We start from the raw sequence: 17,499 nt of genomic DNA, 5'->3' as shown, positions 1-17,499 counted from the left end.
AAGAATAGAATTAACACATTGAGTAGCATTAAGCTACAACATTTACTTCCTTCCTATTTCCTTTAAAAAAGAAGTATTCACCTAGAAATGATATGCTTATTCCCAAAGTATAAGCAAGAATATCGCTCCACAAAAATGCAAATCCAAGAATAAGAGCGCCGATTCTGGTATGTCTTATTGCATCAATCCAAGGTGCGTGATAAAACTGGCTTACTTCGATACAATAGCAAAACGTCAATGAAAGCATTGCAATAAACGACATGCTCCGTCTGTTGAAAATAAAGGCTATACCAAAATAAATCATAGCAGCCCAAATCGCGTCTCCCAGGTAAACATTGATCATATCAGGTAAATAAATCTGCCACTTCCTTGCAGCCAGTCCTGTACATATAAGAGCTATAATAATAAAGAAATACAAAAGTCTGTTCCGCTTCATAATTATTTCTTGCGCCATTTTATAACTCCTTTTAAAATCTTACCAATCTTGTTAAATCTTTGCAAGTCTTCTCTTATCAATGAGGTCGTCATCCCGTCCAGCTGAAGATTTCTATTTTCAGGATCTTCACTGAATTGCTCAGGATAGACAAGCATGAAGTTATTCTTTTCAAAATGCCTTTGCAAAATTTTCGGAATAGAATCCATGAATATCGTATGCGATAAAGTAGCCTTTCTTGCTGTAATCGCAATGAAGAGATCATCTTCATTTATCTGACCAGAGAAAAATGGAAAATCATCCCAATCCGAAAACCCTCTGTAATCAGCCTCTATACCTGGCTTACTTTCATTTACTGCTTTTTTCAAATGTTGCAAGGATTCAGACACACCAAAGAAAATCACCTGGCTGTTAATCTGCTTGGATAACTTTTTCACCATATGAACCCATCTTTTGAAACCAATCTCCAGTTCAGCATTTGGAGGAACCATTACGAAAATTTTACTGATAGTATTCAAAGGCTGCAGTGAACGGGATACTATGATCATCTGATCGGTACGTTCTACAAGATTTTCAAGCACCGTACCGAACAACTTTTCAGTAGTTGTATTCTTTTCATGCCAGCCGATAATGATCTCGGTAATCATCAGCTCTTTTACTGCACGCGCTATTCCATTCGCAATATTCAGATCTATCCTGGATACAACCTCAAGTTTATTCTCTGCAGAAGCGGCGTGTTTTATTGCCTTTTCCACCATCTTTCTATTTTGAATGAGCTTGTCTCTTGCTTCTTCATCATCGTTCACAACTGACACCGCATAGATAGGTTTAGACTTATCCGATTCCTTTAACATTGCAGCCATATCAATTTTGGATTCAATGCATGCAGGATTTGTTATGGCTATTAAGATTCTTTCTTCTATTTCATGATACTCCTCACCACCTTTTGATTCTGCTATTGCCAACTTCCTTCCTGCGCTTTCAGTGACAAATGAGCTGACCATACAGGTAACAAGAATGAGCAATATGGTTCCATTAAGAATCGCTTCATCAAATAGCTTCAAGTCAAAGCCTACAAGTATAACTGCAAGTGTCGCTGCAGCATGAGAACTGCTTAATCCGAAAATTAAGTTTCTTTCTATAGAAGAAAACTTAAATATTTTCTGAGTGATGAACGCCGCGGCCCACTTACTGAATAAAGCAAGAACAATCAATACTCCTGCAACAAAAAGAGCCTGATATCCATTGAACAATACTTTTACATCTACGATCATCCCAACACTGATAAGGAAAAACGGAATAAACAATGTATTGCCAATGAACTCAATTCTATTCATCAAAGGTGATGTGTGAGGTATCAGTCTGTTGAGAGAGAGACCTGCCAGAAAAGCTCCGATAATAGGCTCTACACCGGCAACCTCTGATAAAAAAGCCGCACCGAATACAATGCCTAAGACAAAAATATATTGTGCGCCTCCATCTCCTTGAACATTTTTAAAGAACCACTTGGTAACTTTTGGAAAGATATAGAGTACAATAAATCCAAATATTACGAGGGATATAGACAGCTTAACCCAAAAAGCTGTATCAAGATTACCACTTACGGAACCTGTAATAACTGCCAACAATAATAATACTGCTGTATCCGTAATGATAGTACCTCCAATGGCAAGGGTTACCGCTTGCTTTTTGGTAAGGCCCAGTTTACTTGCTATAGGATAGGAAACAAGGGTATGAGATGCAAACATACTCGCTAGCAAAACAGAACCTTGAATATTCAAATGAAGAATATAATAAGATACAAGTGAACCTAGTGTTAAAGGAATGAAGAAGGTAAATCCACCGAAAATTAAGCTCTTATTTCTGTTCTTTTTAAAATCATTCAAATCTATCTCCAGTCCAGCAAGGAACATGATATATAAAAGACCTACAGTACCGAAAAGGACAATGCCCGAGTTTCTCAACAAAAGATTAAAACCATTCGGACCAACAATCACACCTGAAAGAATAAGACCTATGATGCCTGGAATCCTGAACTTCTTGAGTACTATCGGGGCAAAGAATATGATAAACAATACCACTGAGAATACTAATACAGGATCTTTAAATGGCAATGAAATATCAAACAAAAACAGCATAACTTTTCACTTATAATTAAACATATTACTTCTACTAGACCTTCTTCCCACAGCTCTTCAAACCTTCCATCTTCAAGAAGGACATATATAACAGACATCATGCCAGATCTGGTCTGTAACGCGATGGAGATATTAAAATAAGATTAGAATAATCACATTCAGTACTGACCTATTAAAGCACAAGGGGATAAAATAGTTTTATTAAGTGAAAAAATCCATAAAAAATTTAAAAATATCTGATCATACTAAGGAAAATGATCAGAATTTAGGACATGGAAGTCTTTTATATATTTTTCTTTTCAGTGGCAATGGATAAATGTATGTAAGATTGAATTCATGTGAACCTCCTGTCCGTGTGTTATTCAGCTTGGAAATAGTAAAATCGTAGCTATAAGAAACTACTAATTTGTTTATCCTCCAGCCCAAAAGCACTACCATGGATTCATTATTCTGAAGGTTTCTTTCATAATGTTTTACAGGAATACCTCTATACCAGAATCCCACCATCAGGTCTTCACGCATCCCGTAAATACCAAGATCCAGCTGATCGGATTTCCCCTGCATTTTGTAATAAAAGGTAGGAGTCAGAGTATACCTGTTGGTCTTATTTCCATTATTTGCTTCTCCTCCATCTAATTCTATTTTATATCCGCCCACAATTCCGATTTTAACAGGCAGTCTGCTTACTTCATTATAAAAAGACTGATTAGGATTATTTATATGATGAGCGGAAATTCCGAGCCATAGCTTATCCGAATACAAAACTGTTCCAGCTGAAAGATCAAAGAAGTTCTTTCGATTCGCACCAAAATCTTCAGAAGTGGCAAGGCCTGAATATCCACCATCCGTGTACTGGTCAGGAAATGTCAACTGCGCATAGTTGATATTTCTTGAAACATATGCTCCCTGCAAACCAAACCTCATTGAAAATTTTGGTGAAAAATCTACTTCCTGAGCATATTGAAGCGCAATATCTGTAGAACTTATTGTATTTGCTCCCTGCCAATCTTTCATGACTATTAACCCTACACCTCCTTTTGTTTTCTTGATGTAGGTATCAAGGCTCGCCGAAGATGTTATGTATTTAGCCTCAAGCTTAGGCCATTGGATCCGCTGATGCAGTACTCCTCTTAAATCATGAGTACTTCCTGCAAATGCGGGGTTAAGATATAAAGTATTAGCATAAAACTGAGAAAACTGAATATCCTGTGCTGTTGCATTATTTATGGCAACAAACAAAACTATCATTGTAATCAATGCGCTCAATGACAAATACAAATTCTTTATACTCAACCTCATTTGACTTAAGACGATTATCTAACAATTGTAACGCTTCCTTCCATTTTATATGGGCCTTTGTACTCTTCCGAATCGCCCTCATAAGTAATCACCCAGGGATAAACGCCAATAGGTATAGGCTCTCCTCTATATTGACCATCCCATACTTCATTCCGATCCTTGCTTTCAAAAATTATTTCTCCCCATCTATTAAAGATGAGCATTCTAAAGTTTGTAAAATTTGCGCCAAAGACATCATAAGTATCGTTTTTCCCATCCTTATTTGGAGAAAATGAGTTAGATATATATAGTCTCGGAGGACATAATTCACGCACTTCAGTAGCGTCTTCTATGCTACAACCATTTTCATTGGTAATCATAACAGAATATCTTCCTGGCAATGCGATGTTTATTGAGCGAGTTGTGTCACCTGTCTCATGCCACAAGTATGTTTTTCCAAGTCCTGCTGTTAACTCATAGAATTGGAACTCTTCTTTGCAAAACTTCACTGATTCAGGAAGTGATTTTGTAGGATAAGAAAAAGTTCTCACTGAAAAAGATTTCTTATCATAACAAGTTCCAACCTTCACCGAAACCTCATAATTTCCAGCTTTTGAAGTGCGATAAACTGTATCATGAATTTCAATATCCTGACCGTTATCATACCAAGTATATTCAACTGGAAAACGCATAACGTTATAAGTATTTTTGACAATAGGATCCAGCACAACATCTTTACCAGGGCAAATTCCAGTATCTTCAGCAATTATCTTTGGCACTGGGATTCCTACCAGCATGAGACTGTCTATATCCCTGCAACCATGAGTATCCTTTACCTCTACAAAAAATCTTTGAATTGTGTTGGAAGAAATTGCTTCGATAGAGGAAGTAGTAGATGATAATTGGACTCCATCAAGAGACCAGATATAAGAGGCATTTTCAATCTTATTAGCGGTTAAAACAACCTTTGTATTTTCGCATTCAACAATTGAATCAATGACAGTCAAAGCCGGAGGAGCCCATACAACCGTCTTTCCTGAAGCTTTACAATTTCCGTTTTTAAAATCTAATTCATAGACTCCTGCTTCAAATACATTAATAACAGATGTGTTTTTGCTCGGCAAGACTTCTCCATCCTTTTTCCAGGTATAGGTTCCTGCAAAAGAATTTGATTGTGAATTAGCATAGATCTTTAAAGTATCGTTCAGACAAATTTCTGCTGGTAGATTCAATACCGGAACTGAATTCGCTATGAGCTTTACCGTGTCAGAAGAAACACATCCTTTACTATCTTTTCCAATAAGAATATATGTACGATCTCCGGAAGAAGTAACTTTCAATGTAGCCTCATTACCAATTACTATGCCTTTTTCATCTATCCATTCATAAGAATAAGCTGGAGAAGACTTTGATTCGAAAATAGCTACATCACCCGAACAACTGTTTAAATCATTGCCAGCGTTTATATCAGGCAAAGGATTAAACAAAATTTTAATTTCATCAGAAACTGCAACACATGGAGCTTCTCCCTCTGCCTTTAAATTAAGGGTTATATCACCTGCCTTCTCATCTGGTTTAATTCTGTAATAAGTTTGAGCCTTTGTATCGTTTGAAAAGCTGCCTTTTCCCCCACTCCATTTTAAGCCGGTAGCATTCAAACTGCCCCCTGATATGATAACAGAATCTATATCTGCACACAGAAAGATTGGCAAACCTGCCTCAACAGTAGGAGCACGTTTATATATTATCTTAACCTCATCAAATACATCAGGGCATGGCGAGGCAGTGGCAGAAGTAAGTCTTAACAGAAAGGAATTTGATTTTGACTCAGAAGCAGAAGGTGTATATGATGTTGCAAGTTTATTCTTATCCCCAAAAACACCGTCCCCCCCCGACCAGATAATACTTGTAGCATTTTTAACAACACCAGTCAAATCAATTACTTTTGTAGTTTCGCATAAAATGAGAGAATCACCGGCATCTACTTCAGGAAGTCTTTTGAAAAGAATCAGCATGGAATCTATTGCAGAAGGACAATTTATCTGTGCATTCGATTTCAAATATAATTTAACAGACCCCCAATTTCTCTCCTCTACAGTAGGTGTATATATAGGGGTAAGACCAACGCGAGAAGCATTAAATACGCCGTCCCCTCCAGTCCATTGGGCACTTGAGGCATTTGTTAAAGTGCCACTAAGTTGAAAGCTAGAAATATTGACACAAACAAGAGTGTCATTTATATCGCCTGGATTATTTCTAGATTCTGCATCAACCTTGGGAACTGAGACTAAATAACCAACCTTCTCCTTTACCATTCGGGCGTACCACCATGTATTAATCGTTTCTGGACATTCGTTTTTGCAATCGTCTGTTCCTCTGTCTTTCCATTGATGACATCCACCTGCATTGGTACACCCGATGAGGTTGGTAAGTCCATCAGTTGCAGTTCCTGATTTGAGTTGACTGTCATCCCAAAACAATTGAGGCTTGGGGCCTATAGGCCTTACAAGATCAACAATATAACCGTTCTTATGATGTTCGACATCATACAGTGGAAGATGTGTTATTCCATTTCCGTAACTTAGTTCTATTTCAACTGACGCTCCAGGAGGGACTATATCTCCATTGCCATCTCTTGTATTCCACTTAATACAATTCTCACCTTTCTGTACAGAAGCTGAGATAATTCTATCCGTCGAATTGGGTTGATAGCCATCCTGGCCATTTATTTCCAGCAATACTTCAATATTTCCGGGCTTATCTACATTAATATTAATGCATCTATTATCAGGATCACAACCGCTTATAAATGGCTTTTGCAAAAAATTACCAAAGGTGCCTGTTGGATAACAAGCAGGATCAGGATCATTAAGAAATATTTTATACTCTGGATAAGTTACATTACCTACTCTACTCACTCTGTCATTAATAGCTATTCCGGTACTTGTACATCCTTTGGAATTTGCGCTGATAGTAGCACCGAAAGGCTGTATTCCATTGAAGTCTATAGATGTAACAATACTATCCGTTGAGAGCACATACATCTTTCCGTTAAAAGCGTAGTCAGCAGCGGTTGTATTGATGTCCCATGTATAAGACCATAGCCGGCCAGGCTTTGGTTTATTTCCATCTGCAACAGTTATATCAAACAAATCAAAGTATCTCTTTGAATCTGTTTTAGTTGTCGGAGAAACAGGATTAAATTCTATATAATAATCACCATCTGTAAGAGACGTATATGACAAAGCATTATAACCACCCACAGATAATTGTAAAGGACCAGCCACCGCCTGATTGTAGTTTGCAATAAAACCAGCACCAGAGGCAGGTATTAATGTAGGCCCCATCACCACAGTGCCATCCGGACTTTTAAGTTTGAAGTAAACGTCTTCATCCGGTTGATTAAAACCAAAATAAATAACTTCACCAGCTTTGCAAATGTGAATATTGAGTCGGTTTTCCTTTGGAGCATCGTACGTCATAAACAATCTTGAACGATCGAATATCTGAACCACTCCATGATCTGTGGATTTAGGCATTAATTCCTTTGTGCCTTCAGCCACTACAGAAATTATGGATAAGACAAAAAGTAATATAAATGCAAATACCCACTTGCTCCTATCAAAAAACAAAAGACGAAACGGATATTTGCTTATCATACCTATTATATTTTACAGACTATAGAACTAGTCAGTAAAAATATTATTGCCAACAATTTATTTATCTATTCGGAGTTACAGGGTACATTTAATATTGAATGATATTATTAAGAACATCGTCAGGAATAATTCGCCTGTATGCTATAAAAACAGGATTAATAAGAATTTTATTTGTGTAGTGAAAAAAATCTAAAAAAAATCCTGACAGGTGACAAAGTACCAGTAAACTGAGACTTGTCATCTGTCAGGGCTAAAAATCGCAAAGTAAAAATTAACCTATAAAGGTTCCAGGTAAAAATTAAGTTCTTATCTAATAAATTGATAATCCAATATCAATAAATGATTTCCCCTCATCATTGCTTATGCTTACTATAGATTCCTTGTGCACCAGATATCTGATCGCATTTAAACCAGGCATAAAAAAATAGGCTCCTCCTACAACTGTCACAAAATTCTTTTGCAATTCTAGTCGTTTTCTAAATGGTTGATCAGGAATAGAAAATGTTTTACCATTTACAGGGAGACTAGCAACCAAGGGATCTGGATCATTATATAATCCCAGAAATTTGGGGTTATTAATCCAATTTTGCTGAATGAATTCAAATTGCTGAGAAATGTCAGCATTAAAACATATGAAGTTCAACCCCCTACTGCCTTTATCTACAGAAGAAGCAGCTATTGCATCTTTTATAAACTCCTTCATATCACGAGCATCACTTATGCCGACACCATATGATCTACCCCTGCGTATAATTCTATGATTGCGCACCGCCTTTAAAGATTCTTCAGGTTTACCCTGGATCATTGAATCACGGGGGTTAGACCTTCGTACATGAGATGCGAAAGGACATTTTAACCCATCAGGGTCTTCCTTTACATAACCACTGATATTTTCATCTTTACTGATAAAAGATGTGCCATCCGGCAAGCGACCTACCATTTTAGATGCTATGTATTGAGCATCCATTCCTTCTATATTTGATGCTTTTGCTTGCTCGTCTGCATAACTCCAGAAAGAGCTTACATCCTGGTCGAGTTGTCTGAATACAAGATAAGTACCATTTCTTCCGAAATCGCTTTTAAACGAAGTCTGTGAGTCTGATCTATTGTGTGAGAGGTATTTACTTTCTAACTTTACGAGCGGGCTTTCTGATTTCTCATCATATTCATTTGTATAACCTAAAAGAACTTCTCCATCTTTCAGTACATCATCACGATGGATATTCCAGAATTTAGCTTTACCACTATGTTCATTATCCGGATGCCTGTTGAGATAATGGCTTAGAAAGCCCTCTGTAGTAACATCAGTAATTCCATCACGAAAACCAAAATGTTCTTTATCCCTGAAAGCAGAATCTACTCTGTAAACAAGGTTGATGTGATCACTGTTAAATTCCAGACTATCAATCTTCTTTTCAAGAGCAGCAGGATCTTTTCCAAAGACCAACAATAGCATATCAACAGCACTATCTTCCTTTTCATTTCCCCATTTCCAGTTTGCAGGATCATTTTGTTCAAAGTCACCAAGAATTTTTTGCCTTGCTGTCATTCCTTCGATGAAAGGAATAGAAAAAGTATGTAATTCATCATTATCAATACCAAGCTTTCCAAGCCCTTCTTTTGTGAAAGCAATATTTAAAGCATTCTCTCCAAGGTCTTTATCAAGTGTCTGAATAAAATTTAAATTATGCTTCAACCATTTCCTTGCTTCTTCAATAGCTTCCTTATTAAACCTACATAACAAGTACGCTGAAGATTTAAGGTCTCTATAGCCCAGATAAATGAACGATTGAATATCTTCAACCTGAAACTGTGAACTAGCAATGTTTTCCTTCATACGATTCATGTTTTAGATCAAGCAAATAACTTTAACCATTGATGAAACTCGGCATCACTCATTTTTTCCTTTTGTATTCCATCTGAAATAGATGCATTTCTCAATTTATCTTTCATCACAACATCTGCATATCCGGAATACCAGAACGGGCATTCTATCTGATTCTTTCTTACCAAAGGCTTAAATGAAGTACCAGAGGAAGCTCCTCCTTTAAAAGAAAATGATACTTTAGGATATCCTCTCATATTGGAAAAATTGAAATTGATAGCCTGCGCTCCTCTGTCAATAAAGTCGCTGATGTAGCTTTCCCAAGTACCATCATAATCACTTAAAAAAAGACAGTGAAATATTTTCTCTTTCTTCTTCCCGGGATGAATAAATTTATTAGGTATAATGAGCCATTTTACAAAATGAATACTTTCAATCCCTGCAAGTTTTCCACTTCGTTTACGCCCCCCTGAAAACCTTGCAAGACTGAGTGATACCTGAAACTTCCAATACCATATCCATGTTGGAGAATTTTTTAATATCCCATGAACACTTAATTGATTCTGAAGTACATTATTCTCTTCTTTACTAATCTTCTTATAATGATCATAATTAACCTTAGACGGTTTTGCTTTCACATCTTTCACGATATACTGCCGGTATAAAGAAAAAAGTATACCCACAGGTGAGAATGTTATACCAAGAACTAAACAAACTAAAAGTCTCCACATCAATCTTAAGGTCCATATTACTTTATACCATGGATGGGATTTAAAAGTAGACTCTTTATATTTATTCCGAATGGCCTCCGCTTTTTCAGGAAATTCTGAAGGATCAAGCACACTCAATTCCTTTTCAACTTCAGAACGAAGATTTCTTTCAGCTATAATCCTCTTAACTGACCAGCCTGGTTTTCCAACCCAGAACAATGACTCCTTTATTGCATTCGATTTTATATAACAAAGAAAGGCTTGGCTATCAGATTCACTTGTATACCCATAGCAAAGCGAATAGATCTTATCTATAAAGCTTTCAAGTAATTTATAGAGGTTTAATAGAACTGTGTCCTTATCTCCATCATAATTCATGGAGAATACCAGATAACTCTTTTCCAGATCAGGTTTTGAAGCAATATCAAACTCATCAAGGACAATATTTTCTCCTGTGATCAGAAACCATCTAAAAAAATGGATGTCCAGGTTCAGAGAACCCGAAATCTTTTTCATACCCAATTTAAGCAGCTCCTTCAGAGCTTTCTCTCTGCCATGCATTATTTCTGCAACAGCATTAAAAGACTTTTGATTTGATAATTTATAATCAATGTCTTTCATACTAATTTGAGATCTTTCTCTTTACTCTCCTTTTTTAGCTGACGCTCACGCACATTTCGTCTATACTCTGCAAGTTTCTCATAAATAACGTGTCTTGCCCAATTCATTGCACCGAAATATTTATGCTCTGGTAAACTGTTCCCTACATTATATTCCATATCCTGTCCTTCTTGAACTCTTTCCTTTGTATCAAATACCTGTTTTGGAATTCTAATAGTAGCAACATGTGTCAGAGGTCCATTCCATACTACTACAGGATCTTCAGGTTTAGTATCTTCAGGAGTTTGGAACTGAAGATATACATCAAGAATTACCTTTTGACCAAACTGCAGACTATGGAATCTTTTCTTCATGACATTCTTCAAATAGTCCGGATGATCGTAGTCAGGATAGTTCAGAAATTCATATTCTTCCTTAGGTTTAACAATGTATTTGACAAGCGTTTTCTCATTTCCAAAAGTATAGGCGGTCTGACTATAAAAAGGAATATTAAAGAGATCTAAGGTTTTCTTTCTTGACTTGAGTGCCATCAGTGCTACATAGGGCCATATTATGATGCCTAAAAGTATCATCAGTCCACCGCTGAAAAGAAGCTTAAGTCCGAGATAAGTTTGTTTAACTGTTCTGGATCTGAAATGAGGAGAGCTTCCCAGCAGGAAATCCTGATTGATCTCACGATCTTTATGATATACGCGTATAGCAAGCGTCCTCACATCTTTTTTAATAATTTTGTTTTTTCTGTAAGCACTTGCATAACGCATTTTCGCGACAAATTTTTCACCCGGTTTCTCAAATAATCCAACCCTTAACTCTTGAGGAAGATTAGTATCAACAACGAATTCAGCTTCAAGGAATGCGTGCATCATCGGACTGAATATTCTTCTGGAATAATCTTGCTTAGATAACCTGGATAACTCTTTTTCCAGCAGTTCTACGAGCTTATCGGTATACTTGATATCATCTTCAGTATACTTTTTTTTCTCGTCATCTTTTAAGTATCCCTCTGTGCTTTCCATTGTTAATAACGTTAAAGGTTCGAATGAAAAATTTTGCTTAAATAGATTTCAAAAATTCATCTTTTTTTCTTCTGGATATATCGATACAAGTATCGTCTGACATAACTGCAATTCCTGATTTCCCTTTAATATATCTGACTACGTAATTGCTGTTTATAAGGTGCTTGTTGTGTACCCTTATAAAATCATATCCTTTAAGTTTAACTTCATATATACCTAAAGTTTTTGTTGTCATATATTGACCTTTTACAGTAAATACTTCAGTATAGTTGCCACTTGCCTGAAATCTTATTATATCTGCAATGGGAACCACATAAAAACCTTCGCTATCCGGAATTCTTATTCTTCCTTTAGAAATAACCACATCAGGATCTGCAGATGCTTTCTTTTCACAGACGCGTTCAACAGCCTCAATCAGTTTATCAACCTCAAAAGGTTTTAGCAAATAATGTATGGCTCCATTGGAGTAGGCTTCAGGACCATATTCCTTATGTGCAGATATTATTACCACGTCAAAGTTTCTGGTAGCTTTCTTCAGCAATTCAAATCCTGAAAGCCCGGGCATTTTTATATCGAGGAAAATCAATTCAGGAGATAAGGTTTCAATCATTTTCATCGCCTCTAGAGGATCAGAGGCTGTACCTGAAATTTCAAGATCTTTACAATGCTCTTTAACCAAGTCACTCAGTATATCTATTACTTCTTCCTGATCATCAATTATGAGTGTTTTAATTTTCATTTGTTTGTTTCATTAAATCAGAAAATGATTCTCGCAGCTTACCACATTCTGCATAAAGCAGACTACTTAAAGCCTCAGTATTTTCAAACACTTCTTCAGTCTTTTTTAGCTGATCATTGAGATTTTTGATATCTAGCGCATTTAAAACATTGTATATACTATGAATCGTCAACGCAAGGGATTTAAAATCTATCTTATTGATATTATCAGCAAAAGTCTCATTATATAATTCCAGTTTACCTATATGTTTGTTCAGGTGTTTGTTAAAAATTTCCCGATCTTGAAAGATGGATGATAGATAAGGGAAGGCATTGCCTTGATCCTCATGGATCAAGGCAGTCAGATCATCGTCAAGCAGCTCAGAATGCCCGATCAACTTACAAACTGCTGTCACTAGCTCAGCAGCATTTACAGGTTTGTATACTACATCATTGACGCCTGCCTCTTCCGCAAGTATATCTTTTTGTTTAAAAATATGAGCCGTAAGCACAAGAACAGGTATCTGGTTCTTAGGGAATGACAAACTCCTCCTAATGAACTTACACAATTCTGCTCCACTCATTTCAGCCATTTTCAAGTCAGTAACCACAATATCATAATCATGATTTTTAATCATTTCAATAGCTTGAAAGCTACTGACAGTCGAAGAGACTTCTGCTTCTCTTTTCTTCAAAATTTCTCCCGCCAGTTCAAGATTTAAAGGTTCATCATCTACAAGTAAAATTCTCTTACCCCTGAGTATGCCGGAATTAGTATTAAAAGTTTTTCCTCTAGACTTACCTGAAAGCCATTTAAGTTTTATATTAAATTTAAAAACAGATCCTTTATTAAAAGCGCTTTGAACCTTTATATCTCCATCATACAATTTGACTAATTTTTGTACTATGGTTAGTCCTAACCCACTTCCGCCGTAATTTTTAGAGATATTACTTGAGGCTTGCGTAAACTCTTGAAATATTGCATCCTGTTTATCTTCTTCAATGCCGATTCCTGTATCTGAAACTGAAAATTCAAGATAGATGAAATCTTCTGATGCCTTTGCTGTGCGTACATTTACTTCTATCTTTCCCTTATGGGTAAATTTTACAGCATTGCCAATAAGGTTGATCAGAATCTGATTCAGTTTATTTTTATCTCCGCAAATATCATGAGGAACGGAAGGATCCATATTAAAAACAAACTCCAGGCCCTTGGAGGTAATCATGTCATGGAACATGAGCCGCACCCCCATCATTAGTTCATGAAGATCAAAATCTTCTTCAACAAGCATTATTTTGTCTGAACCGATACGTGCAGAATAAAGTATATCATTAATAAGAGACAGTAAAGTACTTGTGGCTATTTTAATCTTTCTGATATTATCATGTAAAGGACCAGAAGATTTGTCCAGCATCAGTAAATCTGTAAATCCAAGAATCACATTCAGAGGAGTAAGTATTTCATGGCTCATTAAAGAAAGGAAATCTTCTTTAACTTTTAATGATTCTTCTGCCCTGTCTCTGGCTTCTTTAAGCAAGGTATTCTGCTTAAAAATCTCTTCTCCTTGTTTGGTCAAGAGCAGATTGGCATCTGTCAGCTCTTTGGTTCTTGCCAGTACTTCACCTTCCAATGCTTCATAAAACCTTGAGTTTCGTAAAGAGATAGTCAATTGGCCTGATAATATTTTTAAAAATTCAATAGTTCTTGCCGAAAATATATTTGCAGTAAGGTTATTCTCCAGATACAACATACCTTCCAGCTTACCCTGATCGATCAGTGGAAATGCAATAATGCTTTTAGGTTTGAATTTTAAAATATATGGATCTTTACTGAATAACACATCTGTAGATGCATCTTTAAGGATAATAGTTTCTTTTTTTCTTGATGCAAACCCAATGATCCCATCCGGGAATAATTCATTGTGATTTGTTACTAATCCGCTGGTATCAACTTCATATTTATCCATATCACCAAAGGCAACCAGCTTCAATCTTTCTGGTGTACTGATAAAAAATCCCGCTTTATGAGCCCCTCCATGCTCCATAATAATTTTTATCAGCTTCCTGAAAAGTTTTTCCTGAACAATCTCCTCAGAAAGAACTGATGCAGATTTTAAAAGACTGTGCAAAATCAGCTTTTCATTTTCCAAAGAGAATAATTCCTTTGTATCCTGAAACTTAGCATCTGCACTTTTGCGCAATGCGCTTACCTTAGATTTTGCACCCCATAGACTATAAAGCTCGATAGCCTTCGTAAGGAAGCTTTCATAAAAAATATAGTTCTTTGACCTGAAATAAAATTTAGCCAACAGTTCATAACCTAAGGCCTCTTCATTAAGATATCTGTTGCTTTTAGCCAGCTCTATAGCTTTTTGATAACACCCTATAGCATCTTCTGACTTCCCTTTTAACTTCAGAAGTTCAGCTTTTACCAGATAATATTTATGAAGGCCATTCATAGGCGCATTTTCAGCTATGGCCTTCAGTTTTTTAAGGTTTGAATGTAGAGCCCCCAATAAAATCGATTTATTGTTACGGCCAGTAATTTCCAATGCTGCGGCAATACTCAGAGAATCATAAAAATAAAAAACGAGGTTGAGCGAACTCCCTATTACATTCGACAACCTCATCTTTGCTTCATGCGCGTGTCCCCTTGATTCATTTATATTTCCAAAAAGGTAATGCAGGTACATCTTGCAGAGATGAAATTCAAAAAGTGATGTTTCAACTTTCTCTGAGTATAAAAGATTTAGCATCTCCTTCTCATTAAAAAACTCGCCTTTAAATTCGAGAGGATTTGCGTCATTGCTTGTCAGATTAAATACAGTTTGAGTATATATCCCATGTTGAATGATGGGCATCTTATGTTTTATACTCTGAACTACACTAAAATTATCAAGCATTATCTTCTTCAACTCATCCAATTGAAGGCCGCAAAAAAAAGCATTGAAATTATATACAAAAATACAATAAGCAGAATATTCCGTATCTCCTGTCTCCAGTCCTATTTCAGAACTTTCAGAAAGAGGTTGAAGTGATTCACGTAAATGATGCTTCCAATGCATCACAAAATTGTGCACTAAAAAAACAGTCTTACATTTCAGAACATTATTTCCATGTTTCAGCAACAATGCACCTGCAGAATTTCCAATTTTATAACCAAAATTGATTTTACCCAATCCCCCAATGAGCAGAGAACCGAAGCTTGCGCATATAAATCCTGAATATTCACAATGACCGTTTCTGATTATCAATTCAAATGCTTTGCATGAAAGCAATGCATATAGGTTAGGGTCTGAATTATAAGCAGCCGCCCCTACAGAACAAATGATTCTTATCGCAGAATAGATTCTGTCATCGTTCAGATGATGTTTTTCTGTTAAGAGGTCCTCTCCGGAAATTTTCAGATAGGCGACCACCTTCACGAGTTCTGCAAGTACCTTTAGTTTACCAGGCGCTCCTGGAATTTTAATATCGAGCAAACCCAATACATATAAACCTATATCAATTGCCTCCTTCAGTCTGGATTGAGCGATATAGGCCAGGATACGAATTTCATATACCTTTATCTTTTTATCCTGAAATTCATAATTAGCAAGAATCTCTTCTATTGCTATCTCCATCTCTTCAAAATTCCCAGTGAGATAAGCAGCTTCTGCATATAATGAATATATATCTGCAGTGTGAGGCGTATTGACCTTCCATTTGTTAGAGGAAAGAAGCAATGTTGCATTTCGGGAAAATTCATAAAAAGGTTGAAACGCCGCACTGGTCTTCATTTTCTTTGCAGCTTTGTAATTCTGCTGAGAAAGGAAAAACTTTTCATCTTCATCAAATACAAGTTGAATTGAAAAGTTATAATGATATACCAAATCCAGCAAATGACTTTCCAGCTCCTCAGAGTTCATTCTTGCTTTGAAGCTCCTGGCAATCTGCAGATGCATTTTCTGAGGATCTGAAATCAATGCATTGGCAGCTTGCTGAATACCATCGTGGGAAAAGCGATAATCATTGCCTGATTTGATAAGCAGATTTTCTTCAAAAGCCATATCCAGTTTACTCTTTATCCTTTCGAGGGACATCGGGAGGATAATCTGTAATATGCGCGGGTTAAATTTACTTCCAAGGCAGGATGCTATCTGCAATAACCGGCTTGTATCATCCGGCAATCCTTTTAATTTGGATTCTATAAATTTTACAGCATTATCAGAAATTTTGATAGACTTAATTTCGTCCAGATCCCAAACCCACCTTGTATCAAAGCGTAATAACTTCTGTTTTACTATGGATCTTAAAAATTCACTTGCAAAAAATGGATTTCCTGAAGTCTTTGCATAAACTACCTGAGCAAGACTGGCAACATCTTCAGCGGGAAGCTTCAAAGTCGTAGCCACATATTCTTCAATTGCAATATTACTTAAGTCTGCAATGGAGATCAGGTGGTACTTCTCATTGATTTCACTCAGTTTAAATAGCAAATTGTTTCTTACCTCTCTAGGTTCTTCTTCCCGGATTGCACCAATAAATATTATGTTATTGATATCCTTTTCACTCAATACTTCGATCAAAAGATCAAAAGAAGATTTATCCAGCCATTGAAGGTCATCAAAAAAGACAATCACCTTTGCCCCATCAGCAGAAATAATTTTAAAGAATTTTCTCATTGTATAAGAAAACCTTTTTCCGCTTTCTGCCATTGGCAATGTTGTCACGTCTTGTTGTTTACCTATAATAAGTTCAAGTTCCGGAACAAGGTCTGTAAGAACCTTGCCTGAACCACCAATCTGATCCCGGATTTTTGAACCATAACTTTTTATAACAGATTCGTTTTCTCTAAGAACGGCATTAACAAAATCTGTGATTATCTGAATGAAAACAGAATAAGGATAATTCTGATCAAATTGGTTTGATTTAGCCTGTAGAAAAAATCCCGACTCAACATGCTGCTCATGGATATGCCTGATAAGACTACTCTTTCCACTCCCTGACATACCAGAGACCAAGCATATTACTTTCTCTCCGTTACTTGCCTGTTCCAGCAGATTCTTAATTTTATCGATCTCTGTTTCGCGGCCAAATAACTGATCCGGCAACTTGAGCAC

General features: G+C 36.4%; 9 protein-coding genes. All 9 read right to left on the bottom strand.

Features of this window, described 5'->3' with window-relative positions; translation table 11 throughout:
- Nucleotides 1–28 precede the first annotated feature (28 nt).
- On the bottom strand, nucleotides 29–454 hold the full coding sequence (locus K350_RS0119530; RefSeq protein ID WP_211236766.1) for a ribosomal maturation YjgA family protein: 426 nt from the start codon (nucleotides 452–454) through the stop codon (nucleotides 29–31).
- Nucleotides 439–2,571: a cation:proton antiporter gene (locus K350_RS0119525; RefSeq protein WP_028981329.1), complete on the bottom strand. Its 2,133-nt coding sequence runs from the start codon at nucleotides 2,569–2,571 to the stop codon at nucleotides 439–441. Before K350_RS0119525 ends, K350_RS0119530 begins: the two co-directional genes overlap by 16 nt.
- A 258-nt stretch (nucleotides 2,572–2,829) precedes the next feature.
- On the bottom strand, nucleotides 2,830–3,819 hold the full coding sequence (locus K350_RS0119520; RefSeq protein ID WP_051313376.1) for a PorP/SprF family type IX secretion system membrane protein: 990 nt from the start codon (nucleotides 3,817–3,819) through the stop codon (nucleotides 2,830–2,832).
- Nucleotides 3,820–3,884: 65 nt separating this feature from the next.
- Nucleotides 3,885–7,508 (bottom strand): T9SS C-terminal target domain-containing protein, encoded by a 3,624-nt coding sequence (locus K350_RS0119515; RefSeq protein ID WP_028981327.1) that lies wholly within the window; start codon nucleotides 7,506–7,508, stop codon nucleotides 3,885–3,887.
- Between the two features lie 310 nt (nucleotides 7,509–7,818).
- Nucleotides 7,819–9,345, bottom strand: coding sequence for a Dyp-type peroxidase (locus K350_RS0119510; RefSeq protein WP_028981326.1), 1,527 nt, complete (start codon nucleotides 9,343–9,345; stop codon nucleotides 7,819–7,821).
- Between the two features lie 17 nt (nucleotides 9,346–9,362).
- Nucleotides 9,363–10,664, bottom strand: a complete 1,302-nt coding sequence (locus K350_RS0119505; RefSeq protein ID WP_028981325.1) for a hypothetical protein — start codon at nucleotides 10,662–10,664, stop codon at nucleotides 9,363–9,365.
- Nucleotides 10,661–11,680 (bottom strand): catalase family protein, encoded by a 1,020-nt coding sequence (locus K350_RS0119500; RefSeq protein WP_028981324.1) that lies wholly within the window; start codon nucleotides 11,678–11,680, stop codon nucleotides 10,661–10,663. Before K350_RS0119500 ends, K350_RS0119505 begins: the two co-directional genes overlap by 4 nt.
- A gap of 37 nt (nucleotides 11,681–11,717) precedes the next feature.
- Nucleotides 11,718–12,419, bottom strand: a complete 702-nt coding sequence (locus tag K350_RS0119495; protein ID WP_028981323.1) for a LytR/AlgR family response regulator transcription factor — start codon at nucleotides 12,417–12,419, stop codon at nucleotides 11,718–11,720.
- Entirely contained in the window at nucleotides 12,409–17,499 is a 5,091-nt protein-coding gene (locus tag K350_RS0119490) for an AAA family ATPase (protein ID WP_081671076.1), read from the bottom strand. The genes K350_RS0119495 and K350_RS0119490 overlap by 11 nt, the downstream gene beginning before the upstream one ends.

This window comes from Sporocytophaga myxococcoides DSM 11118, from assembly GCF_000426725.1.
Classification (GTDB): domain Bacteria; phylum Bacteroidota; class Bacteroidia; order Cytophagales; family Cytophagaceae; genus Sporocytophaga; species Sporocytophaga myxococcoides.
This window is presented reverse-complemented; position numbering and strand designations above follow the sequence as displayed.

Excerpts from the sequence above, each read along its gene's own strand:
- K350_RS0119525 (WP_028981329.1), bottom strand. The coding sequence starts at position 2,571 with ATGCTGTTTTTGTTTGATATTTCATTGCCATTTAAAGATCCTGTATTA.
- K350_RS0119510 (WP_028981326.1), bottom strand. The coding sequence starts at position 9,345 with ATGAAGGAAAACATTGCTAGTTCACAGTTTCAGGTTGAAGATATTCAA.
- K350_RS0119515 (WP_028981327.1), bottom strand. The coding sequence starts at position 7,508 with ATGATAAGCAAATATCCGTTTCGTCTTTTGTTTTTTGATAGGAGCAAG.
- K350_RS0119495 (WP_028981323.1), bottom strand. The coding sequence starts at position 12,419 with ATGAAAATTAAAACACTCATAATTGATGATCAGGAAGAAGTAATAGAT.
- K350_RS0119520 (WP_051313376.1), bottom strand. The coding sequence starts at position 3,819 with ATGATAGTTTTGTTTGTTGCCATAAATAATGCAACAGCACAGGATATT.
- K350_RS0119530 (WP_211236766.1), bottom strand. The coding sequence starts at position 454 with ATGGCGCAAGAAATAATTATGAAGCGGAACAGACTTTTGTATTTCTTT.
- K350_RS0119500 (WP_028981324.1), bottom strand. The coding sequence starts at position 11,680 with ATGGAAAGCACAGAGGGATACTTAAAAGATGACGAGAAAAAAAAGTAT.
- K350_RS0119505 (WP_028981325.1), bottom strand. The coding sequence starts at position 10,664 with ATGAAAGACATTGATTATAAATTATCAAATCAAAAGTCTTTTAATGCT.